This window comes from Clostridium chromiireducens, from assembly GCF_003575225.1.
Classification (GTDB): Bacteria; Bacillota; Clostridia; order Clostridiales; family Clostridiaceae; genus Clostridium; species Clostridium chromiireducens.
Genome location: NZ_QXDJ01000001.1, coordinates 711021 through 736994 on the forward strand (window position 1 = coordinate 711021; position 25974 = coordinate 736994).

General features: G+C 30.1%; 19 protein-coding genes. 2 read left to right on the forward strand and 17 right to left on the reverse strand.

Going from position 1 to position 25974, the window contains the following annotated elements:
- Positions 1-21: 21 nt before the first annotated feature.
- The 13 genes from D2A34_RS02970 to D2A34_RS03030 all read right to left on the reverse strand — a co-directional run bounded on the left by D2A34_RS02970 (position 22) and on the right by D2A34_RS03030 (position 17601).
- Positions 22-2265 (reverse strand): chemotaxis protein CheA, encoded by a 2244-nt coding sequence (locus tag D2A34_RS02970; RefSeq protein WP_119365670.1) that lies wholly within the window; start codon positions 2263-2265, stop codon positions 22-24.
- 2 nt (positions 2266-2267) lie between these two features.
- On the reverse strand, positions 2268-2636 hold the full coding sequence (locus D2A34_RS02975) for a response regulator transcription factor (RefSeq protein ID WP_119365671.1): 369 nt from the start codon (positions 2634-2636) through the stop codon (positions 2268-2270).
- Between the two features lie 2 nt (positions 2637-2638).
- Positions 2639-3481, reverse strand: a complete 843-nt coding sequence (locus tag D2A34_RS02980; RefSeq protein ID WP_119365672.1) for a CheR family methyltransferase — start codon at positions 3479-3481, stop codon at positions 2639-2641.
- Entirely contained in the window at positions 3478-5331 is a 1854-nt protein-coding gene (locus D2A34_RS02985) for a HEAT repeat domain-containing protein (RefSeq protein ID WP_119365673.1), read from the reverse strand. Before D2A34_RS02985 ends, D2A34_RS02980 begins: the two co-directional genes overlap by 4 nt.
- A 59-nt stretch (positions 5332-5390) precedes the next feature.
- Complete coding sequence (locus D2A34_RS02990; RefSeq protein WP_119365674.1) at positions 5391-6503, reverse strand: protein-glutamate methylesterase/protein-glutamine glutaminase; 1113 nt, start codon at positions 6501-6503, stop codon at positions 5391-5393.
- A gap of 103 nt (positions 6504-6606) precedes the next feature.
- Positions 6607-8073: a chemotaxis protein CheW gene (locus tag D2A34_RS02995; protein WP_119365675.1), complete on the reverse strand. Its 1467-nt coding sequence runs from the start codon at positions 8071-8073 to the stop codon at positions 6607-6609.
- Positions 8074-8091: 18 nt separating this feature from the next.
- A complete protein-coding gene (locus tag D2A34_RS03000; protein ID WP_119365676.1) occupies positions 8092-10080 on the reverse strand; it encodes a methyl-accepting chemotaxis protein in 1989 nt (662 codons plus the stop codon).
- 577 nt (positions 10081-10657) lie between these two features.
- Positions 10658-11662 carry a galactofuranose ABC transporter, permease protein YjfF gene (gene yjfF / locus D2A34_RS03005; RefSeq protein WP_119365677.1) on the reverse strand — a complete coding sequence of 335 codons (1005 nt, stop codon included), beginning with the start codon at positions 11660-11662 and terminating at the stop codon, positions 10658-10660.
- A complete protein-coding gene (locus D2A34_RS03010) occupies positions 11659-12699 on the reverse strand; it encodes an ABC transporter permease (RefSeq protein WP_119365678.1) in 1041 nt (346 codons plus the stop codon). Before D2A34_RS03010 ends, yjfF begins: the two co-directional genes overlap by 4 nt.
- Position 12700: 1 nt before the next feature.
- Positions 12701-14218: a sugar ABC transporter ATP-binding protein gene (locus D2A34_RS03015; RefSeq protein ID WP_119365679.1), complete on the reverse strand. Its 1518-nt coding sequence runs from the start codon at positions 14216-14218 to the stop codon at positions 12701-12703.
- A gap of 103 nt (positions 14219-14321) precedes the next feature.
- Positions 14322-15326 (reverse strand): ABC transporter substrate-binding protein, encoded by a 1005-nt coding sequence (locus tag D2A34_RS03020; RefSeq protein ID WP_079441601.1) that lies wholly within the window; start codon positions 15324-15326, stop codon positions 14322-14324.
- 123 nt (positions 15327-15449) lie between these two features.
- Complete coding sequence (locus D2A34_RS03025) at positions 15450-16397, reverse strand: substrate-binding domain-containing protein (protein ID WP_119365680.1); 948 nt, start codon at positions 16395-16397, stop codon at positions 15450-15452.
- 1 nt (position 16398) lies between these two features.
- Positions 16399-17601, reverse strand: a complete 1203-nt coding sequence (locus tag D2A34_RS03030) for a response regulator transcription factor (protein WP_079441599.1) — start codon at positions 17599-17601, stop codon at positions 16399-16401.
- Between the two features lie 256 nt (positions 17602-17857).
- Between D2A34_RS03030 and D2A34_RS03035 the strand changes: the two genes are divergently transcribed.
- Positions 17858-18913 (forward strand): aldose epimerase family protein, encoded by a 1056-nt coding sequence (locus D2A34_RS03035; RefSeq protein WP_079441598.1) that lies wholly within the window; start codon positions 17858-17860, stop codon positions 18911-18913.
- 268 nt (positions 18914-19181) lie between these two features.
- Positions 19182-20885: a methyl-accepting chemotaxis protein gene (locus D2A34_RS03040; RefSeq protein ID WP_079441597.1), complete on the forward strand. Its 1704-nt coding sequence runs from the start codon at positions 19182-19184 to the stop codon at positions 20883-20885.
- A gap of 128 nt (positions 20886-21013) precedes the next feature.
- Here the strand turns inward: D2A34_RS03040 and D2A34_RS03045 are convergent, their stop codons facing one another.
- The 4 genes from D2A34_RS03045 to D2A34_RS03060 form a co-directional block, all read right to left on the reverse strand.
- Positions 21014-21880, reverse strand: a complete 867-nt coding sequence (locus D2A34_RS03045) for a Cof-type HAD-IIB family hydrolase (protein WP_079441596.1) — start codon at positions 21878-21880, stop codon at positions 21014-21016.
- A gap of 329 nt (positions 21881-22209) precedes the next feature.
- Complete coding sequence (locus D2A34_RS03050) at positions 22210-23394, reverse strand: aminotransferase-like domain-containing protein (protein ID WP_119365681.1); 1185 nt, start codon at positions 23392-23394, stop codon at positions 22210-22212.
- A gap of 876 nt (positions 23395-24270) precedes the next feature.
- Entirely contained in the window at positions 24271-24579 is a 309-nt protein-coding gene (locus tag D2A34_RS03055) for a PTS sugar transporter subunit IIB (RefSeq protein ID WP_079441594.1), read from the reverse strand.
- Between the two features lie 219 nt (positions 24580-24798).
- Complete coding sequence (locus D2A34_RS03060) at positions 24799-25767, reverse strand: CAP domain-containing protein (RefSeq protein WP_079441593.1); 969 nt, start codon at positions 25765-25767, stop codon at positions 24799-24801.
- Positions 25768-25974 lie beyond the last annotated feature (207 nt).

The following is a 25974-nucleotide window of genomic DNA, read 5'->3' on the forward strand; positions in this document are numbered from 1 at the left end:
CTCAAATTAAAACTCTTAACTTTATCTCTTTGTCATTTTTATTATATCTCCAGAATTTAATATCAAAACCACTTTCCCATCTCCAAGCAAAGTGGACCCAGATATTCCAGGTATTTCTCCAAGAGAATCACTTAATGCTTTAATTACAAATTCTTGTTCATTTAATAGTTTGTCCACTACTAATCCTAACTTTTCAACTCCGTTAGTAATTGTGACTATATTTAATTCTTCTGCTTTTGATATATTATTTTCCAACCTGTCTATTAATAAAAATTTACTTAACCATTCTATGCCTATTATTTCTCCTCTTAAATGAGCAAAATGTTTATTGTTAAATTCATAAACATTATCTTTAGGAATCTTCACAGTTTCAATTATATTATCTATTGGTATAATATAATTTTCTTCCACACTCTTGACTAACAAACCTCTTGATACGGCTAAAGTAAGAGGTAGTTGAATTGTCATTTTTGTGCCTTTATTAACCTCACTATCAATATCAACAATCCCATTTATTTTGTTTATGTTACTTTTAACTATATCCATGCCCACGCCACGGCCTGATACTTCTGTTATCTTTTTAGCGGTACTAAAACCAGGTAGAAAAATTAAATTTAATATCTGTTTCTTGCTCATACTATTTAACATTCCAGGATCTATAAAACCCTTATCTATAACTTTTTTTCTTATTTCTTCACTGTCAATGCCTTTACCATCATCCTGAACTTCAATATATACATTTTTATTTTTATTATAAGCACGCAAATATATTGTACCAATTTCATTTTTACCTTTTTTAATTCTAGTCTTAGGATCCTCAATTCCATGATCTACAGCATTTCTTATTATATGTACCAATGGATCACTAATTCTCTCTATTATGGTTTTATCTATTTCAGTACTTTCTCCCTCAATTATTAAATTGACTTTTTTATTAGTAATTTGAGATACATCTCTTATAATTCTTGGCATTTTTTGAAATACTGTTTTTACTTCTACCATTCGTATAGACATCATAGAATTTTGAAGTTCGTCTGAAATTCTATTTACTGATGCACCAATTTCCTTTACTTCTTTCGCAAGATCTGGAATATCATACTCTAAGCTCAATCTCTTAGCAACATGCATAAAAGCATTCTTTGTCACCATGAGTTCAGCAATAGTATTCATCATCTTATCTAATTTTTCTTGGTTTACTCGTATGCTCTGCAATTGAGTTTCTTTTTTTAGTGCTTCCTTTAATATTTCATTATTAACATCAGGTTTACTGTCACTTTTTATATTTCTCGTTTCTGAACATTCTTTTACACTATATAATAAATCATTTGATAAACTTTCAATTTCTTTATTAATTTTTTCACGAATTGCCTGAGCAGGTATAATGACTTCACTAATTCCACTAATTACACTTATACAAGCTTTTAAATAATCTACAATTTCATAACTTAAGTCAATATTTTCCTTATTAAAATTTATATTTTTATCTCTAAGAATTGATAATAACGTCTCAAAAGAGTGAGATACTAATGATATGTCTTTTGCACAAGCCAAGCAATGATCATCTTCTTTTAATACTCCTAGTAATACTCCTGCAACACCTTTTATACTATGGAAACTTCTAAATAGCTCATTTATTGTAGATACATCATTTCCGTTTTTATCTAGTTTAACTAAATACTCGTTCTCTACTCTTTCTATATGTTCTAACGATTCAGTTATAAATTGTTCTTTAAATTCACCTAAAACTTTAGGATCAATTTCAAAAAAGAACTCATCTTGATTTTCATTATCTTTTGCTTCTTCTTCAATCTTCTTCTCTTCATTACCTATAATATTTTGGACTTTAACCAGAATTTCTTCAACTTTATCTTCATCTTTTAACTCTATTTCAAATTTTCCATCTATTCCTTCAGAATTAATAATATTAACTTTATCTTGTATATCATATATAAAGCTGCTTAACAAATCTAAGCCTTCTATAAAACAATCCACAAATTCAGTACTTATCTCAATTTTTTCTTTCCTTAAACTATCTAATGCAGTCTCCAGACTGTGACTTAATTTTGTAATTCCTACAAGACCTAAAAATGATGAACCACCTTTTATACTATGAATAGCTCTAAAAACATCATTAATTAATTCACTTTTCTCTGCATTTGTTTCAAGCTTCAATATTTCCTTTTCAACTTGATTTGAAGACTCAACAGCTTCTTCTATAAATAAATTTAATATTTCTAAATCTTGACTTTCAAACGTATAGCTCATATCTACACACTCTCTTTTCTAAGGATTTCTTTAACTATGAGTATAAATTTATCAGGTTCTGTAGGTTTAATGAGAAATATATCTGCGCCAGCTTTCATTCCTTTTGATATTTCTTTTTGCTCATCCTGAGTTGATACTACTATTATAGGAGTCTTTATTCCTAGCTTTCTTATTTCTTCTATTAATTCATAACCGTTCATCTTTGGCATATTTATATCAGTAATAATAATACTGAACTCATTATTTAATATTTTTTCATAAGCCACTAAGCCATTTTCTGCCGTATCTGATTCAAAAGAAAAAACTTTTAAAATATAGCTGTAAAAATTTCTAACCATTTCTGAATCATCAACAATCAATATCTTTTTCATACTTACAAATCCTTTCTAAAAGGTTTTGAATAAACTATGCTGCCTCCAATTCTTTGAGCTTTGAAAGCAGAACTTATTCTCCCTATAGACTCTGAATGACCAAGAAATATGAATCCTCCTGGATTTAAGCTATAGTAAAAACTATCTATTACTGTCTTTCTAGATTGGTCATTAAAGTAAATTAGAGCGTTTCTGCAAAAAATAACATCATAATTTATCATCTTTTTCATTTCATTAAAATCAAAAAAGTTTAATTTTTTAAATTCTAATGGCTTTCTAAGCTTTAAATTTACTAAATATTTCTCATTTCTCTTCACGAAATATTTGCTAAGATACTCCGGCGGCACATCCTTTACTGACCTGTTGTCATATACTCCTATCTTGGCATAATTAAGAACTTCATTATTAATATCGGATGCAGTTATCTTAATATCCCATTTTTCTGGTTCATCTAGCATCTCATATAATATTATAGATAACGTATATGGCTCGTCCCCTCTAGAACACGCTGCACTCCATATATTTAAGGTATAATCATTGTTTTGTTCCTTTTCCTTTACTATAAGTGGTAAAACCTCTTCCGCAAAATTCTGAAGTTGTGGAAAATCACGAAAAAAATAAGTTTCATTTACTGTTAAATCATTAATAAATTTATAAAATTCGGTTTCATCAACAGAAAACTTTATAAGATTATAATATTCTTTATAGTCTGAAAAACCTAATTCAATAATGCGACTTTCAAGTCTTTTTTCTACAAAATATTTCTTATTCAGTTCATAATATAATCCCGTTTTCCTATAAACTAATTCTGTGAACTTTTCATATAAACTCTCAGATAATATCACTTAACCACTTCCAATCTATAAAGGGCCTCTTGTGCACACTCTCTAACATCAGGATTTATATCCTTAATTAGCTTATTCAAATTCTCTATTGCTCGTTTATCACCGTATGCTCCTAAACTTGTAATAGCTGCAACTTTTAAAAGAAGGGTAGTGCTATCTAAATTTTGGACTATTAATTTATAACAATCCTCAAATTTATACTTATAAAGACTGCATATAATTTCATATTTATTTTGTAATTCATTTTCGCTTTCTAAAAGTCCCTTAAGAAAAAGGAATTCTTCATATTTATTTTCTTTACATATTTCTCTTATAACGATTCTTCTTACTTCTGCCTCGCAATCTTGAGCCATAATATACATATATCTATAGAATTTATCATCATTTTTAATTAATTTCATTATTTTAACTATTTCTTTTCTTACTTCTTTATCTTCATTATCTAAAGTTTCACCAATAATTTCTTCTGCTTTTTTACTATCTAAGTAAAACAAAATTTCTAATGCTTCTACTATGACAAAATCTTTCGCTTCTCTAATTATTTCTATAATATTATTAGTATCTATAAATTTACTATTTTCCATAAACTTTTGTGCAATAATTTTCCTCAAATTAATATTAGGGTCTCTAAATATTTTTATCAGAGGCTTGATATCATTATTATTTTCAAGTTTTATCCCCTGTATTGCAATCTCACTTAATTCATGGTTATTAGAGTTTATAAATTGATTTAAAATATTTTTATCATAATAACTTTCAATTTCTGCAATAATCCTTAGTGCTTCTACTCTTATCGTATTCTCTGTTTCACCATATAAAAAACCATTAACATATTCGTTAAATCCCAAAATCTGCCTTCTTCTAATAATTCGTAAAACAAATATATTTATCTTAATATTATTATCTTTTATAATTTCTGAAATAATCTCTTTCGATATATCCTTTTGATTTACTACTATTTCAAATAAATCTTCAAAATACTCTTCATCTTGAGAATTTATTATTAATTTATTTAAAAGCTCTATATCATTTATTGAAAATATAACTCCTAATTTTACTGCTGTTCTAATACTATCTAAATCCGACTTGAAATTTTTAGAACCAATTTTTTCTTCATAATAATTTTTAAGCAAGTTTTTCACTTCTGTACATAACGTATTCACTTCATTTCTAGCAATTATCCCATTAATACAGTAGTTTAAATTATTCTCATCAATTTGAAACCCAATTCTATATACTGTAATAACTTTCTCTAAATGAGAAATTAAACCAATATCGCCTAAAGCTTTAATATAAGAATTAATAATAATATTTTTCTCTAATATTGATAAGTTAGTTTCATTAAATTTATCTTCAATATTCTCCGCAGCAGAGGCTTCCCCAAGGGATGCAAATGTATTGATTAAAGCTACAATTATCCATATATTGTTAGATGCTTTTAAAATGTTTAATAACTTAGGAGCAGCAGGAATGTATTTATGATAATTTAGTATTTCTATAGCTATCTGAACTATATTGTCCTCCACATCATTCAAAGCTGCTACAGCAATCAAACTGCTTTTCTCAGTTCTAATTTCCTTTGCTATATCTAATATGAATTTCCTTATATTTTTATCCTCATGATAAACCATTTTACTTATAGTATTAATACATACTTCACCCATATCTTGTAATATTTCTATAGCGATATTTCGGATGCGAGTGTCATCTATTTCAAGCATTTTTCCTACTAAATTTGCAGTATATTCAGTTTTAAATTGCCCAATCCTATTTGCGATCATTTCTTGAGTGTATTTATCTTTTTCATTTTGAAGTTTACTTATAAGATACTCAACATTACTTTCATCCATTTCTTGAAGTTCATAAAAATCTATCTCAATCAGCACCTTTCTAGAAAAATAGGATTGGATTATTTTCTTATATTTACTGCTTTTATTATTTCCCTCGCTATATTATGTGAAGGAACTACTATATCAGCTCCGCCTCTTTCTATAGCTTCTCTTGGCATGCCATATACAATTGCAGTAGATTCATCTTCAGCTATAGTTATTCCGCCTGCTTTTTTTATTTTAACCATTGCATCTGCTCCATCATCTCCCATTCCAGTCATTAGGACTCCTATGGTTCTTTTAGGACCGAAACATTCAAGCACTGATTCCATTGTTATATTAACAGAAGGCATAAAAAGAGTTTGCGGCTGCTTAGTTAATCTTATTAAATTGCCACCCCTTATACTGCTGCTTCTTACTAAAAGCTGATAACCTCCCGGCGCTAAAAATCCTCTTCCATCAGTAATGATGTCACCAGCTTCAGCTTCCTTAAAATTAATTTCAGTTGCTGAATCAATTCTTTTAGCAAATTGGTTTGTAAATGATGGAGGCATATGCTGGACCACTATTATAGATGCTTTTAAATTTCTCGGTATTTGTGGAAGTACCTCCATAAGTGTACTTGGCCCTCCCGTTGATATCCCAATAACTACAACTTTTGAAAGATTATCACTCATCACAATATTTCTTTCATTAACATCAGATTTTTTATAAAAACTCTGACTTCTTTCACCAATAGCTGTAGAATTATTATTCATAATTCTTTTACGTCTATTTCTTTTTTGAATATATTTATAAGCTGCCTTCACTTTTTCTATTATTTCTTTTCCGACTATATACAAGTTTGAAGATACCGTTCCAGATGGTTTACTAACATAATCAAAAGCACCTAACTCAAGTGCCTCAAATGTCTTTAATGCACCTTCTTGTGTAAGAGAACTCAAAATAAGAACAGCCACTTCAGAAAATTCTTCTAAAATATACTGCATAGAAGTTAACCCATCCATTACAGGCATATTAATATCCATTGTTACTACATCTGGATTTAATAATCTTACTTTTTCTATGGCATCTTCTCCATCCTTGGCTATTCCAACAACTTCTAATTTGTCGTCTGTAAGTAAAATTTCTTTTATTACTCTTCTCATTAAAGCAGAATCATCAACTATTAATACTCTTATTTTTTGCACCATTATAATCACCTTTTTAGATATTAAATTAATACTTAATTAATTATTCTATAAAGTTCCATTTAGATTTTGAACTGTGAGTCACCTAAATGGAACTATTTATAATTTATATATTATTAAAATTCAGTATCTGATCCAATTTTAGTATTATAACCATTCTATTTCCATTATCTATCTTTCCAACCCCATCAATATATTTATTGGTTTTACCCTGACTTAATATATCTGGTGAACTTTCTATAAGATTCTTTTCAAATCTTAATACTTCAGAAACTTCATCAACAATTATTCCTGTTTTTTTATTATTTAGATCTACAATAATAATTCGTGTAGAATCTGTTACTTGTTTTTCATCCATTTCAAATAATTTTCTTAAATCTAGTGCTGGTATTATATTTCCTCTTAGATTTACAATTCCATCAATAAAATATGGAGCTCTTGGAATTCTTGTTATTTCTGTCATTCGTGTTATTTCTTGAACGAAATTTATTTTTATGGCATATTCTTCTCGATCTATTTTAAAAGTTACTAATTGTTCTTCATCTAGCAATTGTTTTTCGATAGTTTTAAAATTTTCTTCTTTGTTTGTATCTATCCCTGAAATTTTTTCAAGTTTTTCTAGAGCTATTAACTTGGTTGGTTCTAAAATCATAACAAGTCTTTTTCCATCATCTAATTTAGCTACACCCTTAAGAGGCTCTTCTTCATTAGAAAAAATGCTTGGCGGTGGCTGTATAATGCTTTCTGGAACTCTTTTCACCTCAGAAACTTTGTCCACCATTATTCCACAAGTTATTTTCCCCATATCAACTATCAAAATTCTAGTATGATCATTGATTTCTGAAACCTCTAATCCAAAATATTTTCGTAAATTTAAAATTGGTAACAGATTATTTCTTATAGATACTACACCTTCAATGTAATCTTCAGTACTCGGAACTTTTGCTATTTCAATTACTCTTATTATTTCTTTTACTTGCATTATATTTATTGCATATTCTTCTTTATCCACCATAAAAGAAACTAGCTGTTCCTCATTTATTTTTTCTTTTTCTATTAAATTATCAAACTTTTCTAAATCTCCACCAAAATCGTTTAGATCAATATTTTGAACTTCCGGAGCATTTAGAACTTTTAATAAATCTAAAAGTAATATGATACGATTACCATTATCAAGTTTCAATACTCCGCTTAAATAATCCATATTTTCTGTTCTCATTATACTTGGAGTAGCTTCAATTTCTGAAGAATTTATTCTCATCACTTCTGACACTCTGTCTACTATTACACCTGTAGCCCTGCCATTTATATCAATTACAAGTACTCTGCTATTCTCATCTTTGTCCTTTTTTTCCATGTTAAATCTTGTTCTGCCATCTATAATTGGAAGTACATTTCCTCTAAGATTGCATACACCTTCTACATAGAATGGTACATTAGGTACTTTTGTAATTTCGAAAACTCTGACTATTTCTTTTACATTCATTATATCTGCTCCGAACTCATCATTTCCAAGGTGGAAGGTTACCAACTGTCTTTCTGCTAAACTCAAATTGTTTTCTATAAGAGCCATTTGCTATCCCTCCATTTATTACATATTTTGTAATTCATCTGCAAGCCCTGCTATCTCCTCTATAGCTTCTGCAAGTTCTTGCATTCCTTTAGATTGTTCTGTTGCCACATTGCTCGCTTCTTCTGTAGCTGCAGAAGTTTCTTGAGCTGCAGATGAAATTTGTTCAACTCCCTTTTTAGCTTGTTCAAGTGCAACCATAGTTTCTTCAGACCCTCTAGAAATATCGTTTGTCCCAGTTAAAATAACATTCATTCCATCTTGAATTAAATTTAAATTATCTGTTATTGTTTTTGCTTTTTCAACTTCCGCAAAAGAGGTCTTACTAGATAATTCTATGTCTGTAGCAACTCTTGTGATCTGACTTTGAATTCCTCTCACTAGGTCTTTTATCTTATCTGTATTTTCAGCTGATTCATTTGCTAATGTTCTTATATCTCCCGCTACTACTGAGAAACCTCTTCCAAATTCACCTGCTCTAGCTGCTTCTATTGATCCATTAACTGCTAACATATTAGTTTGAATTGTCACATTTACAATGGCATCTACAATTTTATCAATTTTTCTAGTAGTTTCCTCTAAATTTTTGATATTCTTTGCAGCTAAAGTACTAGCTTCAGCAGAGGAACTAATTCCTTCTATCATTACATCTATTCCTTGTTTATTTTCATCAAGTAAATTCTGAAGTTCTGTAACTTTTTCTGCTGATTCAATTGATCTTGAATTCATCTGTGTTGCTCCAGCTGCTAATCTTTCACTAATTGCTGCTGCTTTATCTGTCAAGTTTGCCTGTGCTTCTGCTCCTATTGCAACTTGCTCAATGGCTCTCATTATCTCTGTCGCGACCGAATTTGCCTCTTCGACATTTGAAGATAGCTCTTCAGCAGTAGATGCAAGTATTTCTGATGATTTTTGTGTATCCGTTGACACTTTTAATTCTTCTGATAACTGGGAAAGTTCAGAAGACGCTATATTTAATTCTTCAAACGCTCTATTTTGTTCTTCTATTGACCTTTCCACTTCTTCTGCTGCACTGGTTTGCTCTTCTGCTGCTGCAGCTATTTGTTCAGATATTTCTAAAAATTCTGAAGCTCCCTTATTTGCATCTGCAGAATTTTCTTCTATTTCATTTATGCCACTTTGTACTACAATAACATCTTCTTCAACTTTCACTAAATCCTCAGTAATTTTTTTAGCTTTTTCTACTTCTTCATTTGCTGCCTTTCCTGAAGCTTCTATATCAATTACAACAACTTTAACATTTTTTTGTATTTCGTTTACTAGTTCTGTTATATTACGAGCAGATTTTTCAGATATTTCTGCTAAATTTCTCACTTCATCTGCTACTACTGCAAAACCTCTTCCATGTTCCCCTGCTCTTGCTGCCTCAATTGCTGCATTCAGGGCAAGTAAATTTGTCTGATCAGCTATTCGTACCACTGCTTGTACAATATTACCTATCTCATCAGATTGTTTTTCAAGCTCATTAATTAACTTGACAGATTCAAGATTTGTCTTAGCTGCTTCTCTAATCCCTAATATAAGCTGTTCTGTATCCTTTGCCGTTGCTCTTATTAATGTCTGAGCCTCATTCATTTTATCCAATGATTCTTTTGCTCTTTCCATAGCTATAATAGAAGCCTTATCTATCTGATTTACCGCTGCCCTTGATTCTTCTGCAGCTGATGATGCTTGGACTGCTCCAGCAGCTATTTGAGTCATTGTAGCTCCAAGTTCCCTAGATGCTGCACTTGCTTCTTCAATACCTGCTGCCAATTGCTCTGTTGCAGTTGATATCCTTTCAGCCATTTGTTGTTGTTTTGCCAAAGTTCTTGATCTCATCTTTTCTTGAGCTTGCTTTCTTGCTATCTCTCTTTTCTTTTCCATGGCATCAGCACTATGTTCCAGTGAAGTTCTTTTTGTGCTGCTCCTTGTAGTTACTGATCCTGCCCTTTCACTTTTAGCTTCCTTATTAAGCGTTGTAGTTGGTTTTGCAAGTTTCTTCTCCATAAAAATCTCCTCCTAAAATACATGTAAAAACAAAAAAAAAGCCCTTTTTTAATGTAACTTACAAATATCATCTAAACACGCATGAATATACTCTACAATTTTACTAAAACACATGTTGATAACACATAAACTTAGTAATTCAAGCTTCATTTACATAATGGGCTTTTAATTTTTATCAATATATTAAATTATAGTTTAATTTTAACATTATTTTAACACTACATCAACATAATAAATTATTTTTTTCATAATTTTTGTCATTTTATGTGGTTTATTTTACATTTCTCGATTATTAAGTAGTTAAGTGTAATTTGTATGATCTTACCGTTAAATAAAAACTTTCTAAGAGTCACTTTAAAAGCAATAATGATAAAAGGTTCTAAATGTATGGTTATTCCATTTCTGCATGCTCCCAATTTCATTGTGGCAAGCAGTAAATGGAACAACCATCCATCAAGAACCTAATTAGCCTATTTTAAAGGCCTATTTCACAAATATATATCCAATTTCTAGATTAAGCATACTTCAAGTTCTCATTGCGGAACTCTATACTCTACCAAAACCATAAATTGCATATTTATGATATTACACTTTTACGTCTTTCATCTCTAATAACTATAATCCTTTGTAACACAATAAACAGGAATAATAGCATTCCAACAGCTATTTTAGTCCACCAGGAATTTAATGTCCCATCGAACATTATAAGGCTTTGAATTATTCCTGTTGTAAGTACTCCAAATAATGGCCCTATGATACTTCCGTATCCTCCAGTTAACAATATCCCGCCAATTACGCATGCTGCTATAGCATCCATCTCCATTCCGTTGCAATGAAGCCCATAACCTGAAAGCGTGTATATTGTAAATAACAATCCACCTAAAGACGAACAAAATCCAGAAAATGTATATACAAGTACTTTTGTTCTTTCTACAGGTAGTCCCATTAACTTTGCAGAATTTTCATTACCACCAATTGCATATACTGTCCTTCCAAATCTTGTGAACTTTAGCATATAAAATGCTGCTGCTACAACTATTAGACTTACAACAACATTAATTGAAATAAATGCATCTGGTAATATTGCAATTCTATATGATGAAATGGCCGTGAAAAAAGGATTATCAATTGTAATTGTATCAATGCTTATAATATAACTTGCTCCTCTTGCAAAAAACATCCCCGCAAGGGTTACAATCCATGGATGTAACTTAAACTTTTGAATCAAAAGGCCTTGTACTGTTCCAAAAATTATTCCTACAAAAAGCGCTATTAAGATTACAAGAACTGGATTTACTCCTTTTTGCAGTAAACTTGCAGTAATCATGCTTATAAAAGCAATCATGGAGCCCACTGAAAGATCAATTCCACCAGTTAATATTGCTACTGCCTCACCAATTGCTACTACTATTAAATACGCATTATCAATAAATAGGTTAGTAAATACTTGAGGTGATAAAAATCCTCTATATAAAACTGAACCAATCAGAAATAATCCTATAAACAATGCGATTGTCGCATAAATTGCAATATAATCTTTGTTTAATTTAAATATATTCTTTTTTTCTATGGATTTATTCATGCTCTAATCACCTCTTTTTCATTTACCGGAGCTTTTGCAGTTTTCTTTACTTTCAGCATTTTTCTGAATTCTGGAGATTGAATAATGCATACAACAATAACAACAATTGCTTTTACAACTAGTGTAATTTCTGGCGCAACTCCTAAACTATATATAGTTGTTGTTAATGTTTGAATAAATAACGCTCCAACAACAGTTCCTGAAAGATAGAACCTGCCTCCAGACATAGAAGTTCCTCCAATAACAGTTGCAAGTATTGCATCAAGCTCTAACCATAATCCTACGTTATTAGCATCAGCGCTCTTAATATTTGAGCATAATATTATTCCTGCTATTCCAGCAAGTACTCCACATATAACATAAAGTGAAAATACAACTTTCCTTGACTGAATACCTGCAAACCTACATGAATTATTATTAACTCCGATTGACTCAATAAATAATCCTAATGCAGTTCTTCTAATTAAAACATACATAATAAGAGCTACTATTAGTGCAATGAATATAGCTACTGGAAGTAGTATATATCCAGTTCCTATAAAAATAAAATCTTTATTATTAAAAGTTAGTATTTGCCCTCCTGTTATAAGTTGAGCGATTCCTCTTCCAACTATATAAAGAATTAGTGTTCCAACCATTGGCTGAACGCCTATATATGAAACCAAAAAACCATTCCATATTCCACAAGCTAATCCACTAACTATACCTATCGCAACTGCTAATGGAACAGAGCCTCCATCAACTATTACAGTTGCTGATAGAGCTGCACTTATTGCAATTATAGATCCAACAGAAATATCTATACCTTGAGTTGCTATTACAAGAGTCATTCCAAGTGATATTAAGATTAATGGTGCTGCACGATTTAATATATCAATAGTATTACCAAATAAATGTCCATCTTTCATACTTACGCTTAAGAAGCTTGGTGTCATTATAAAATTAAATAACAGCAATATAATTAAGCTTGTTAATGGCCAAAATATTTTAGCGTTATAAATTTTATGAAAAATACTTATTTCTTTTCTATTTTCCATACTACCTAGCACCTCCCGCTATAGTTTTCATAATATTTGACTCCTCTATTTCATCTCCAACTAATTCTCCAATAACATTTCTATCTCTAAGTACTATTACTCTATCGCAGCATTTAACTACCTCTGGAAGTTCAGATGAAATAAATAAAATGGTCATACCTTGCTTAGCTAAAGCTAAAATTAATTCTGTTATTTCACCTTTTGCTCCTATATCAATACCTCTTGTTGGTTCATCTAATATTAATAATTCAGGTTCTGTAGCCAGCCATCTTGATAGTATTACTTTTTGTTGATTGCCTCCACTCAGATTACTAATTTTCTGCTCCATACTTGGTGTTTTAATTCTAAGCAAATCAATATATTTTTGTGAGATTTCTTGTTGTTTTTTCATTGGCAAATATTTAAATACACCTTTGTTTGCTTGAAGAGCCAATATTATATTCTCTCTTATGGTTAAATCTCCAACTATTCCCTCAATCTTTCTATCTTCAGGGCAGAACCCCAGTCCTTCTTCTATTGCTTTTTTAGGATAAATATATGAATATGTCTTTCCATTTATAGTTATATTTCCACTTGTAGATTTATCTATGCCAAATATTGCTCTTGCACATTCACTTCTTCCAGATCCAAGAAGTCCAGCAAAACCAAGAATTTCGCCCTTTTTAATTTCTATGTTAAACGGACTAATAGTTCCAGATCTACCGAATTTATTTGTGGATATAAAATTTACTCTCTTTACCTTAGATGTTTCTTTTTTAATTCTAGTGCTTTTTTCTATTTCACCATAATCTTTACCTATCATTTTAGAAACCAATTCAATTCTTGAAAGCTTATCAGCATCATATGTTCCAACCAATTCTCCATTTCTAAGTACTGTAAGTTTATCTGAAACCTCATATACCTGATCTAAAAAGTGAGTAACAAATATTATTGACATTCCTTCTTCTCTAAACTTTTTCATAATTTTAAATAATTGCTTTACTTCTTTATCATCTAAGCTTGATGTAGGTTCATCAAGGATTAGTATACCTTGTGAGATATCCACCGCACGTGCAATAGCTACCATTTGTTGAACTGCGACTGAATAATTATTTAAAGCTTTTTTTACATCAACTTTTAAATTTAACCTTTCTTCCAATAACTTTTCTGCATCACTATTCATCTTTTTCCAATCAATACCGCCATTTTTCTTAGGTTCACGTCCAATATATATGTTCTCTGCAACAGTTAAATTGGGACATAAGTTTACTTCCTGATATACTGTACTAATACCATGATTTTGAGCTTCCTGCGTAGATGAAATCTTTATGTCTTTACCTCTCAATGTAATTGTACCCTCATCTACTTCATAAACACCCGTAAGTACTTTTATTAATGTTGATTTTCCTGCTCCATTTTCTCCCATCAGTGTATGAATTTCACCCTTTCTAAGAGTAAAATCAACCTTTGAGAGAGCTCTAACACCAGGAAAGAATTTACTAATATTTTTCATTTCTAAAACTATATTAGAATCGCTCATTTATATCACTCCTCTTGTTTTCACACAACTCCAAACATGTACGTACTACCTTTTTTTTAACATAAGAGCATGGACTAAAACCAAGCTCTTATGTTTGTTACTACTAGTATTTTCTATTTGGTAATTCTGCAGCTGCATCCTTTTGTAAGAATTGGCTTTCTTTTGAGTTTATAGTTCTTTCTACTTCTTTTCCATCTAATATGTTTTTAGCAACTTCTAACAATTGTGGTCCTAGTAGTGGGTTACATTCAACTGTTGCATTAGCTTTTCCATCAACCATTGCTTGGAATATATCCTTAATTCCATCAACTGATAGTATAAATATATCTTTTCCTGGTTTCTTACCATATTCTTCAATTGCTTGAATAGCTCCCATTGCCATATCATCATTATGAGACCATAATACATTTATCTTATCTCCGTCAGATTTTAAGAAAGCTTCCATAACTTCTTTACCTTTTGCACGAGTAAAGTCACCAGTTTGTGATTTTATTATCTTATAATTAGGACAATCTTTTATTGCATCATTAAATCCTTGTTGTCTTCCAACCATTGCAGTTGATCCAACTGTTCCTTGAAGCTCTGCTATATTAAGCTTTGCATCTTTACCGAATTGATCTATTAGTATTTGTGCAGCCTTTTTACCTTCTGCAACCATATCTGAACCTAAGAAACATTTATAGAGTGAATCATCTGAAACTGTAACTTTTCTATCAACAATTACTACTGGAATTTTAGCATCCTTAGCTTCTTTAAGTACAGTATCCCAACCTGTTTCAACAACTGGGTCTAAAGCTATTAAATCTACTTTTTGAGCAATAAATGATCTTATTGCTTTTATTTGATTTTCTTGCTTTTGTTGACCATCTGAGAATTTCAAATCAAAATTTGAATCTAAAGTTGGAATTGATTTTATGGAATCAGTTTCTGCTGTTCTCCAACCACTTTCTGCACCAACTTGTGCAAATCCGATTACCTTTTTACCTGAAGATTTTTCATTTGATGTCTGTGCTGATCCATTTCCGCCTGCTGAACCTCCACATCCTGCAAGCATTCCAATACATATAACTGTACTTGCCATTAATGCGATCATCTTTTTTAACTTCATAATTAATTCCCCCTGTATTTTATGATTTCGTTTTCATGAGTTCATTATATATCCTCAGTTTAAAATTGTATTTGCATTAATCAGCACTTTTTTATACTTTTACGAATTTTGGAAATTCTTTTTTTAATTACTCAAGGTATCTTTGACTATTTTATTACATTCTAATATTATCTTCTTAGGAATATCGTCTTCCTTATTCAACATTTTTAGGGCATATTCTATTGCCTCTTTCCCTCCAGTTCTACATGTAAATGTTCCTTGTAATACCCCGTTCTTAACTAATTCTATTCCGCCCTGTGGTCCTTCAAGTCCATCCACTCCAATTATCTTAATATCCTTTGAGTTAGTACTCACTATTGCATAATATGCTCCAAGTGCCATGTAATCACTATGAGCAAAAATTATATTTACACTTTTATCTTCCTTCAGAATTTCTTCTAACTTATCCTGAGTCTCATTCTTCTTCCAATTTCCAACAATAGTCCTATCTATAGAAATATTTTTATATTTACTAATTGCCTCTTTAAAACCGCTAGTTATTTCCTTATCCGTACTTGAATCTAGTATTCCCTGAACTTCAATAACATTAACTTTATCATTTCCCGATAATTCTCCTATGAACTCCCCGGCTTGAACGCCAATAGATTTTGTATCAGCACCTATATACAAGCTGTAATCGTATCCATCTACCGCCCTATCTAACAATATTACCGGAATGGATTTATATGCCTTTCTTACTGTAGATGTTAACTCTTTGGAGTCATTAATTGAGACAATAAGTAGATCTGCACCAAAATTTATTAGATCCTCGATATCCTTTTTCTGTTTTTCTACATCTCCGCCTGCATCTTTGAAAATTATTTTTATATTACTATGTTTTTTAGCCTCCTCTTGTATCTCCTTATTCATATATATTCTCCAAGGCTCGTATAGATTAGCTTGAGACATTCCGATTATAAACGTATCCTTCTTTTCAGTGCTTGTCTTATATAAGTAAACTGAAAAAAACATTAATATAAATATAAAAATTATAATTACAGATATATAGAAAGTTTTTCTTCTATTTTTCATTCTATTTTCCCCTCTTATAATCTGTCGGTGATATTCCAACTACTTTTTTAAAGGCTCTACAGAAATAATGTTGGTTACTATACCCAACTAATTCAGCTACATCATAAATTTTTATTGTTGGATCTTCCATGATATACATTGCTTTCTTTATTCTTATATTTGTTAAATAATCAATAAAAGATAATCCTGTTTCTTTTTTTAATAACTTACTTAAATATGATGAAGTTACTTCCAATTTTTCTGATATATCGTTGATGTTTATATCATTAGAATAATAACTATCTTCTATATGCTTGATTGTTAGTAACACAATAGGAGTACATTTCTTTTTTTCACTTACGCTATTTCTAATCTTTATATATTCCGCTTTTATTTTTAATACACCCTCAGAGACATTGGCTTGTTCAATTATAACATTACACTTTAAATATTTTGATATATCTGCTTCTATACTACTGCTTACAGCAACCCATTCCAACATATCGTTTATTTTGCTTATTAGTACTATATTATGTTTTTCATCAGAAAAAATAAAATTTGAATTTAATTCTTTGAATTTATCTTTTAATAGATTCGCAATTGCAAATTCCAATAATTCTGAGTCCCATTTCTCTCCTATACTCTCGATATTTAGTTTTTCCATAAGCTTTATAACTATAATTCCAACGTTCTTTCCGAATTCAATACCGAAAAACTTTATCTCTTTTAAAACCTGTTCATCAGATAATTTATTATTAAACCATTCACTAAAAAAAGTCTTTTGAAGCATATCTTTATTTTCAGTTAGCTGTTCTTTAACCCATTCTAAATAATTATCTTCCTTTTCTCTTTCATTAAGTTTGTAAACTGCTTTGATTATTACTTCTTCAATATTTTTTTTACTTACTGGTTTTAAGATGTAATCAAAGACATTAAATTGCAATGCTTTCTGTGCATAGGAAAAATCATCATACCCACTTATTATTATAACAATGCTTTTATTGTTAATTTCCTTTAATTTCTGTAAAAGATTCAGCCCATTTAGAAATGGCATATTTATATCTAACAAAATAATATCTGGATTTTTCTTCTGTATTATTTCTAATGCAATTTCTCCATCTTCTGCCTCTCCTACAATCTCAATATTAAATCCACTCCATTCCAAAACTTTCTCGATTCCTCGTCTAATTTTAGGTTCATCATCAGCAACAACCAATTTCCACATAAAACCCTCCATTTTTTATACTTATTAGCTTTCAGTGATATCTCCAATGTTTTAATTCGTTACTTTTCCTAATAATACTATATTAGTTACATATTTATATTATTTCAATATATTTCGGAATTATTTTTCAAAATAATTGTATGTACAACGTCATTGTATTATAATATACTTGTGCATACATGAAAACAATGTCAATCATATGTAAATGTATACTTAATAATAAGACATTGTTTGATTTAATTTGGAGGTGTTTAGTATGGCAATAGAAAAAAAAGTTTTTGGAACAATGCCTGATGGGAAAGAAATTTATATTTATACTCTAAAAAATAATAATGGAATGACAGTTGATATCACTAATTACGGCGGTATAATTGTCACATCACTAGTTCCGAGTAAAAATGGTGAATTTATTGATGTAATGCTAGGATATGATAATTTAGAAGGCTATTTAAAGGGCGATAAGTTTTTTGGCGCATTAATAGGCCGTTTCGGAAATAGAATACAAAATGGTAAATTCACTCTTAATGGACAAGAGTATACTGTAGCACAAAACGATGGTGAAAATCATCTTCATGGTGGAATAAAAGGTTTTGATAAAGTAGTATGGGAAGCGGAAATATCTAATGCTTCTTCGAATGAATTACAACTTTCTTATTTTAGTAAAGATGGTGAAGAAGGATATCCTGGTAATCTTAATGTTAAGGTTACATATGTTCTTACTGAAGATAATGCAATTGAAATAAATTACAATGCAACTTCCGATAAAGATACGGTTGTAAACCTTACAAATCATGCTTATTTTAACCTTTCTGGACATTCTTCCGGAGATGTTCTTAATCAAAAATTAATGATAAATGCTGATAAATTTACAGTAAATGATCAGTACTCAATTCCTACGGGAGAAATAAAAGAAGTTTCAGGAACACCTATGGACTTTAAAACATTAACTCCTATTGGTAAAAATATAAATAGCGACTATGATCAAATTATCTTTGGAAAAGGCTATGATCATAACTGGGTATTAAATGCTAATGGCTCACTTGAAGTAAAAGCTGCTCAAGCAATAGATGAAAATTCAGGTATTGTAATGGATGTATTTACTAGTACTCCTGGTATACAATTTTATAGCGGAAATTTTCTTGATGGATTAGGTGCAGGTAAAAACAGCGCTATCTATAATATTAGAAATGGCTTCTGCCTCGAAACTCAATATTTCCCGAATTCTATAAATTGTGATAAATTTGAATCTCCAATACTTAAGGCCGGTGAAGAATATAATCACAAAACAGTTTATAAATTCTCTATTTTATAGCCTTTATATATTTAAAAGTGAAGATATACTTTTAATGTACTAATATCTATTATATTTTAAATATTAGTGATTGATATTTAAAACAACTACCAAATTTGCTTTAAAATATTTTTAAGACAAATTTGGTAGTTAACAACAAATGTTAACTGTATCAATTTATACATATTTTTAAATTGTTATAATATTTAAATTCAAGAAAACGTTTAAGTGCTATTTGAGCTTAACAGCCTTATCGATCATTGGTATTTTCTATCGAAGGAGGGAGTATATGTATAATAAATTCGCAAAGATTATCAGGAATTGTTCAATTCGTAATAAATTAAAAATTACATTTGCATCAATTTTAGGACTTACTTTTTTTCTTATGACAGTTGCCATTTGTGTTATATTTTTTATTTCATCACGTACAAATTCACTATATGATGGACCATATAAAGTTTCTGAAACTATTTCTAATATTAGAGTTAATCTACAATCAATAAAAATGGACATGTTTAGATCTATTACTGAAACAGATTCACAAATAAAAATTGTTTATTTAGAACAAGCCGATACTGAATCTGTAAGTCTCACTAAAAATATAGAAATCTTAAAAGAAATCTATAAGGGTGATACTGGGTTATTAGATGAATTTCTATCAAGTGTGAAAAATTCAGAAGAAAAAAGAGCAAAATTAAGCGAATTGCTTAAATCTAAGACTAATCAGTCAGTAATGAAAGTAAGTCAAGATACCTATTCTTCACAAATAAAGCAATCTGAAGACAGTATACTTAAGCTTTTTAAGGCATCTCAGGAAAATGCTAAATCTTTTGTTACCAGTTCAAACTCTTATAAAAATATTTCATTAGTATTTATTATTATTATTATGCTTCTTTTAATTGTTATATCACTTTTCTTAACTAGAACATTAAGTGATGTATTACTCGAGGGTATTAATCATGTTAAAGATATAGCTAAAAATATAGCTTCAGGAAATCTCAAAATAGATACTTCATACAACTCAGATGATGAAATGGGAGAGATGTCTAACGATTTGACTAACTCTATAGAAATGCTAGTTTCTTATATATGCGACATAACAAATACCCTAGAAAAATTATCAAGTGGCATTCTTGATGTAAACTTAGATACATCTATTGAATATGTTGGGGACTTTGCTCCTATTCAAAAATCTATAAAAAATATAATATATTCTTTAAACTCTATATTTTATAATATGAACGAATCAATTTCCTCAATCTCTAACGGCTCAGAACAAATATCTTTAACCACACAAATACTTTCTCAGGGTTCTAACGACCAGGCCGAAACAGTTGAAGAACTTTTAATGAATTTTAAAGAAATACTTAGTCAAGTTAAGAAAAATACAATAAATGCTGAGAAAGCTAATGAATTTTCAAAAAACACAAAATCAATCGTAGAAAATGGAAATAGTAAGATGCAAGAACTAATGAGTTCTATGAAACAGATAAGTATATCGTCAAAGCAAATTTATGAAATTATTAGTGCAATCGAGGAAATTTCTGAACAAACTAATTTACTGGCATTAAATGCTGCTATAGAAGCTGCTAGAGCCGGCGAAGCCGGAAAAGGTTTTGCAGTTGTTGCAGAAGAAGTAAGACATCTTGCTGAACAATCCTCTCAAGCTGTATATAATACTACAAAGATAATAGAAAGCTCGTTATCGCTAATATCTAGTGGTGAAAAACTAGCTGAAGAAACTGCTGCCTCTCTGGACACAATAGTTAAAAATGTTGATGATACAGCTGAATTAGTAAGACAAATAACTATAGCCTCCGAAAATCAAACTGAAGCAATAACTGAAATGACTTCTGGAGTTGATCAAATATCTCAAGTAGTTCAAACAAATTCAGCAACAGCGGAGGAACTAGCAGCATCCACTGAAGAATTGGTATCTCAAACTCAGCTTATAGAAAGCGAAATGGATAAGTATAAATTTAAAAGGTATTGACACCAAATTCTTATCTTACAAAATGTAACTATATTAAGGCAACAGATTTAACCTATAGAATCTGTTGCCTTGAATAATCTATTTTATAAAGTATAAATTAATTATCGCTTAAGTGAAATGTATATTTTTTATTTCTGTTCCTCTAAAACTCTGTAGATAGCCTTTGCTACTCCAAGGTTATCATTAGTATCAGTAATGTACTTTGCAATTTCTTTTATTTCTGGGATTGCATTACCCATGGCCACTGATTCCGTAAATTCTGTAAACATCGAATAGTCATTAAAACTATCCCCTAGTACTAATACTTCATCTCTTTTAAATCCCATTTTTTCAGATACTTTAGCAAGTATTATTCCCTTTTGTGCAGTAATATGAGTTACCTCTATATTATCCCTGAAAGAAGATGATACAGCAATTCTTTCTATTTGTCCTATTACCTTTTTCATCTTATTTATAAGTTCTACATCTTTATGAAAAGCTACGAATTTTCTAATTTCCATACCACTCTTTAAAAACTCATCCAAATTCGAAATATACTTAAGCTGTACAAAATATGGCTGAGTTTTGGCAATTTTCTCTGCTTCTTCGTAAGTAAGATTAGGCTCAAAAGATAATGTCCTATATACCATTTCTTTTAATGCTTCTTCTTTAGTATCTGTAGTATATATTCCTTTATTAGTAAATATTCTTGCTGAAACTTTTTCTTTTTGAAGTATTCCTATTATTTTAGTCGCAGTTTCAAGCTCTATATTTATATCTTCTAATATATTACCATCTTCATCCCTATACTCAGCACCATTCATAAGAACACATTGGCATCTTATATTATTCTCTTTTAAAAGCGGTTCAACAGTATCATATTCTCTTCCTGTAGAAATAGCAAAAACTATGCCTGACTCTTCTGCCTTCCTTATAGCTTCAACTGTTTCCTTATCTATTTTATGTTTTTCATTTAACAATGTCCCATCCATATCTGATGCGATAAGTTTTATCATCTGGAATCATCCCCTTGATCTTTTTTATTAAACTTCCCATACTATCTATTATAGCAAAATTAAACCAATAATGCTAAGTTAGTCTTAATATCAATCTTTCATTATTATAAAACCTCTATTTTCTATACTTATATACTTATATACTTATATACAATCATTATCCTACATAAGCTTATATATAAAACATCTTTTCTTGTTATACTGACTATAAGTAAGTCTTAAATTTAGATAAATTTAACCGCTACACAATATTTAGTATACCCTTAATATGTTCTATAAATTTATCTAAAGATGATTCCTAATAAGATAGACTATAAATATTTATAAAATTAAATATACTCTTTCAAAACTTCTCCAATACATTTTATTCCTTCAACAATTCTTTCATTAGGCATATTAGAAAAATTAATTCTGAAAGTATTTTCATGCCCACCATTTGGAAAGAATGAACCTCCCGGAACAAAAGCAACATTCCTTTCAAGACACTTTTCAAGTACATCTCTCGCATTTATTTTATTTGGAAGCTCAATCCACATAAATAATCCACCTTGAGGCTTTTTAAATTTAACTTCTTTAGGAAATTCTCTTTCCATTGTATTAAATGCCAAATCACATCGTTCCCTATAAACTTCACGGATTTTTTCTATATGTTTATCAATATCATAAAGTTCAAGATATTTAGCTATATCTCTTTGAGCTATAGTATTGCATTGAAGATCAGTGCATTGTTTTACTAGTATATATTTTTGTATTAATTCTTTATGCCCTGCAATCCATCCAATCCTATATCCTGGACAGAATATCTTAGAAAATGTTCCCATACACAATACTTGTCCACTATTGTCAAAAGATTTTATAGACGGTAGAGTTTTTCCTTCAAATCTTAATTCTCCATACGGATTATCTTCAAGGACAATTACATTATATTTTGATACAAGTTCAGCAATGGCTTTTCTTCTTGCAATACTCCACGTTCTACCTGTTGGGTTTTGGAATTCCGGAATAACATAAATCATTTTAACATTTTTAGTAGTTTTTAATAAATCTTCTAATTCACTGATAATCATGCCATCATCATCTGTTGGAACTTCTATAAAATTACATTCATAAGCTTTAAATGCACTTATTGCTGCAAGATATGTTGGGCTCTCACATAAAACGATATCTCCTTTGTTTAGAAATACTTTTCCCGAAAGGTCTAAAGCCTGCTGAGAACCATGGGTAATTAATATGTGGTCATATTCAAAATTTGTCCCCAATCTTTTATTCATTCTATCAGCGCACCATTCTCTTAAAGGATTATACCCTTCCGTTGTTGTATATTGAAGAACACTTTCTCCATCTTCTTCAAGAACAATTCTATTAACTTCCTTTATTTCATCAATAGGAAATAACTCTGGTGCTGGAAGACCTCCGGCAAAAGATATCACCTCTGGTCTTTGAGTAACCTTTAATATTTCTCTAATTTCTGAAGCCTTTAAATTAGACATTCTTTCAGCATAATTAAAATTCATAATTTTCCCCTCCTTAATTTTTATAAAATAAAGAATCCTGTCCTCTGATTAATGCAAAGGACAGGATTCTAATTCCTGCGGTACCACCTTAATTGATGAAAATACACCCACTTTATAAGAATGCAAACACATTCCGGATTTATAACGCAATCCAAACGTTGTGAATTACTGAGAACTTCAAATAATATTTATCCATTACACAAAAAATTTTGCTCAGAAAAATCATTATGAATTCCTTTTACCCACACTCTCAAAGGCTACTTTTACTATACCGCTTTCTATCAACTTTTCAGCACCGTCGATTCTCTGTAAGTGCGCATATAGTTTTATCTCCTTTTCAACGATTTAAAATAATGTATTTAGTTATATCTATCTTTTTATATCCTCTAATATATTAATTATTCAATTTCACTTTATATTGTTTTATAATTTACCACTTCATACTTTAATTGTCAACCTTTAAAGTTGGTTAATTAAAGAACTTATATAATTTTTTCATAAAGAAATATAACCAATATAAATATTTAATTTAATAGACATACATATTGTCAAATCTGCTAAAGCTTTGAGGTAATATATTCACTAAAAATCATAAATCTAGTCCCTGAGGCATTTGACTAACAAACAACAATACTTAATATTTGATATACATTGTTATATATTACTTTTGTATTAATAAACCCAATATTTCGCAAAAATCATTTGGAAATATTGGGTTAACATTTTCATTTTATTTTTTTAAGCTACAATCTTCCATGTGGTTTTGATACTACTACCTTTATAACCACATGGAATCTTGCACAATAATTCTTATTAATTATGCAAATTCTTCATAAAGTGTTTTGAATAATGCTTTTAATTTTCTCTTCTTATTTTCTATTTGTTAGCTAATTTTAATGCAAAATCTAGTACTTTCGCACCATTCATCATTCCGTAATCAACCATTGGTATAATATCTACTGGGATTCCTTTAGGTTCACATACTCTTCTTGCTTTTGCAATTGTGTATCCAACCTGTGGTCCTAATAATGCAACATCTACATTATCTAAATGTTTATCCATTTGGCTTTCTGGAAAAGCCTCAATATCAACTTCAATCCCCTTATTTTTTGCAGCCTCTTTCATTTTACTAACCAAAAGGCTTGTAGACATTCCTGCTGCACAAAATAATCTTATTGTTAACATAACATATCCCTCCTAGAAACACATAATGAATTGATTGGCATGAATTCATTATATAATACCTCTCCCCCTTTTGTAAATGTTTAGATTTGCTTTATTTATTTTAATTTTTTATACTATATTTTGAGTAATTAAAAACTGCTAATTTAAAAAATTAGCAGTTTTCACTCTCACTCAAACCTTTTTAATTATATTTATTATATGTATTATTCTGCTTAATACTTAATTTGAAAAAGTTTGTGTTCCCATGTACTTACCATTTCCATTTAAAACTCCTATACCCACTCTATTGTAAGAAGGATTCATCATATTTGCTCTATGGCCTGTTGAATTCCACCATTGTGTAAATAGATAAACCGCATCATAAGTATTGTATGCAATATTTTCTCCAGTTGCAGTATATTTATACCCAATTGCTTGTAACCAGCTTGTCCAGTTATTCCCCTGCGGAGTTGTATGATCAAAATAGTTATACTGTATCATGTGATTACTCTTATACCTCGCAACCTGTAATAAGGTATTATCCATAACTAATGCTTTCAATCCCGCTTCAGTCCTTTTTTGATTCATTAATTCAAGAATTTTATTTTCAGCTGCTGCTTGTACACTTACTGAATAATTTTTAGGTAAATTCGGTAATCCACTTACTGATATTGTCGCTCCTGAACTAGTAGAATTACTAGTTTGTGTAGTCTGCTGATTGCTGCCTGAAGTAGTTGATGTTGTTACTTCACTTACAGTAGCATAATTTCGTAGTCTACCTGAGTTATCAAAATAATATGTTCTGCTACCAAGCTCAACAGTCCCTGTTTTCATTCCATCCTGATAATCCAAGTAATACCAGTATCCATTTTCCTTAATCCACCCGGTCTTCATTGCACCAGTACTATCAAAATAATACCAAGTGCCTTTAATATTAACCCAGCCTTCTTCCATTGCACCTGAACTATCTAAATAGTACCATTGTCCTCTGTCATAAGTCCATCCTGTCTTCATATTTCCATCTGAATTAAAGTAATACCATTCACCTGAAATATATCTCCAGCCTTTTGCTATTGTATTTCTCTCAGTATAGCTCCACGTTTTATCAATGTTTTGTTTCCATTCGGCCGATACTCCTAACGGTAATATAGTAGTAATTGTAGCAACAATAATTGCACTCATTGTCTTCGTTAAAAAAGCTTTTTTCATTAGTTTATCCCCTTTACCTTGTTATTTAATTCTTTTTTACAGTTTTAATTCAAGGTTGCCTTTCAAAATTGTTTTCACATTCTAAAAGACTTATAACATTTATCCCTATAACAATTTTAGCACATTTTCGACATTTTACAACTTCACTTCCACTTTTCACAATGTAATAGTTTAAATTAACTATACTTTTCTCTGAAATCCTATGCT

Excerpts from the sequence above, each read along its gene's own strand:
- D2A34_RS02970 (WP_119365670.1), bottom strand. The coding sequence starts at position 2,265 with ATGAGCTATACGTTTGAAAGTCAAGATTTAGAAATATTAAATTTATTT.
- D2A34_RS02975 (WP_119365671.1), bottom strand. The coding sequence starts at position 2,636 with ATGAAAAAGATATTGATTGTTGATGATTCAGAAATGGTTAGAAATTTT.
- D2A34_RS02985 (WP_119365673.1), bottom strand. The coding sequence starts at position 5,331 with ATGGATGAAAGTAATGTTGAGTATCTTATAAGTAAACTTCAAAATGAA.
- D2A34_RS02990 (WP_119365674.1), bottom strand. The coding sequence starts at position 6,503 with ATGGTGCAAAAAATAAGAGTATTAATAGTTGATGATTCTGCTTTAATG.
- D2A34_RS02995 (WP_119365675.1), bottom strand. The coding sequence starts at position 8,073 with ATGGCTCTTATAGAAAACAATTTGAGTTTAGCAGAAAGACAGTTGGTA.
- D2A34_RS03000 (WP_119365676.1), bottom strand. The coding sequence starts at position 10,080 with ATGGAGAAGAAACTTGCAAAACCAACTACAACGCTTAATAAGGAAGCT.
- yjfF (WP_119365677.1), bottom strand. The coding sequence starts at position 11,662 with ATGAATAAATCCATAGAAAAAAAGAATATATTTAAATTAAACAAAGAT.
- D2A34_RS03010 (WP_119365678.1), bottom strand. The coding sequence starts at position 12,699 with ATGGAAAATAGAAAAGAAATAAGTATTTTTCATAAAATTTATAACGCT.
- D2A34_RS03015 (WP_119365679.1), bottom strand. The coding sequence starts at position 14,218 with ATGAGCGATTCTAATATAGTTTTAGAAATGAAAAATATTAGTAAATTC.
- D2A34_RS03020 (WP_079441601.1), bottom strand. The coding sequence starts at position 15,326 with ATGAAGTTAAAAAAGATGATCGCATTAATGGCAAGTACAGTTATATGT.
- D2A34_RS03025 (WP_119365680.1), bottom strand. The coding sequence starts at position 16,397 with ATGAAAAATAGAAGAAAAACTTTCTATATATCTGTAATTATAATTTTT.
- D2A34_RS03030 (WP_079441599.1), bottom strand. The coding sequence starts at position 17,601 with ATGTGGAAATTGGTTGTTGCTGATGATGAACCTAAAATTAGACGAGGA.
- D2A34_RS03035 (WP_079441598.1), top strand. The coding sequence starts at position 17,858 with ATGGCAATAGAAAAAAAAGTTTTTGGAACAATGCCTGATGGGAAAGAA.
- D2A34_RS03040 (WP_079441597.1), top strand. The coding sequence starts at position 19,182 with ATGTATAATAAATTCGCAAAGATTATCAGGAATTGTTCAATTCGTAAT.
- D2A34_RS03045 (WP_079441596.1), bottom strand. The coding sequence starts at position 21,880 with ATGATAAAACTTATCGCATCAGATATGGATGGGACATTGTTAAATGAA.
- D2A34_RS03050 (WP_119365681.1), bottom strand. The coding sequence starts at position 23,394 with ATGAATTTTAATTATGCTGAAAGAATGTCTAATTTAAAGGCTTCAGAA.
- D2A34_RS03055 (WP_079441594.1), bottom strand. The coding sequence starts at position 24,579 with ATGTTAACAATAAGATTATTTTGTGCAGCAGGAATGTCTACAAGCCTT.
- D2A34_RS03060 (WP_079441593.1), bottom strand. The coding sequence starts at position 25,767 with ATGAAAAAAGCTTTTTTAACGAAGACAATGAGTGCAATTATTGTTGCT.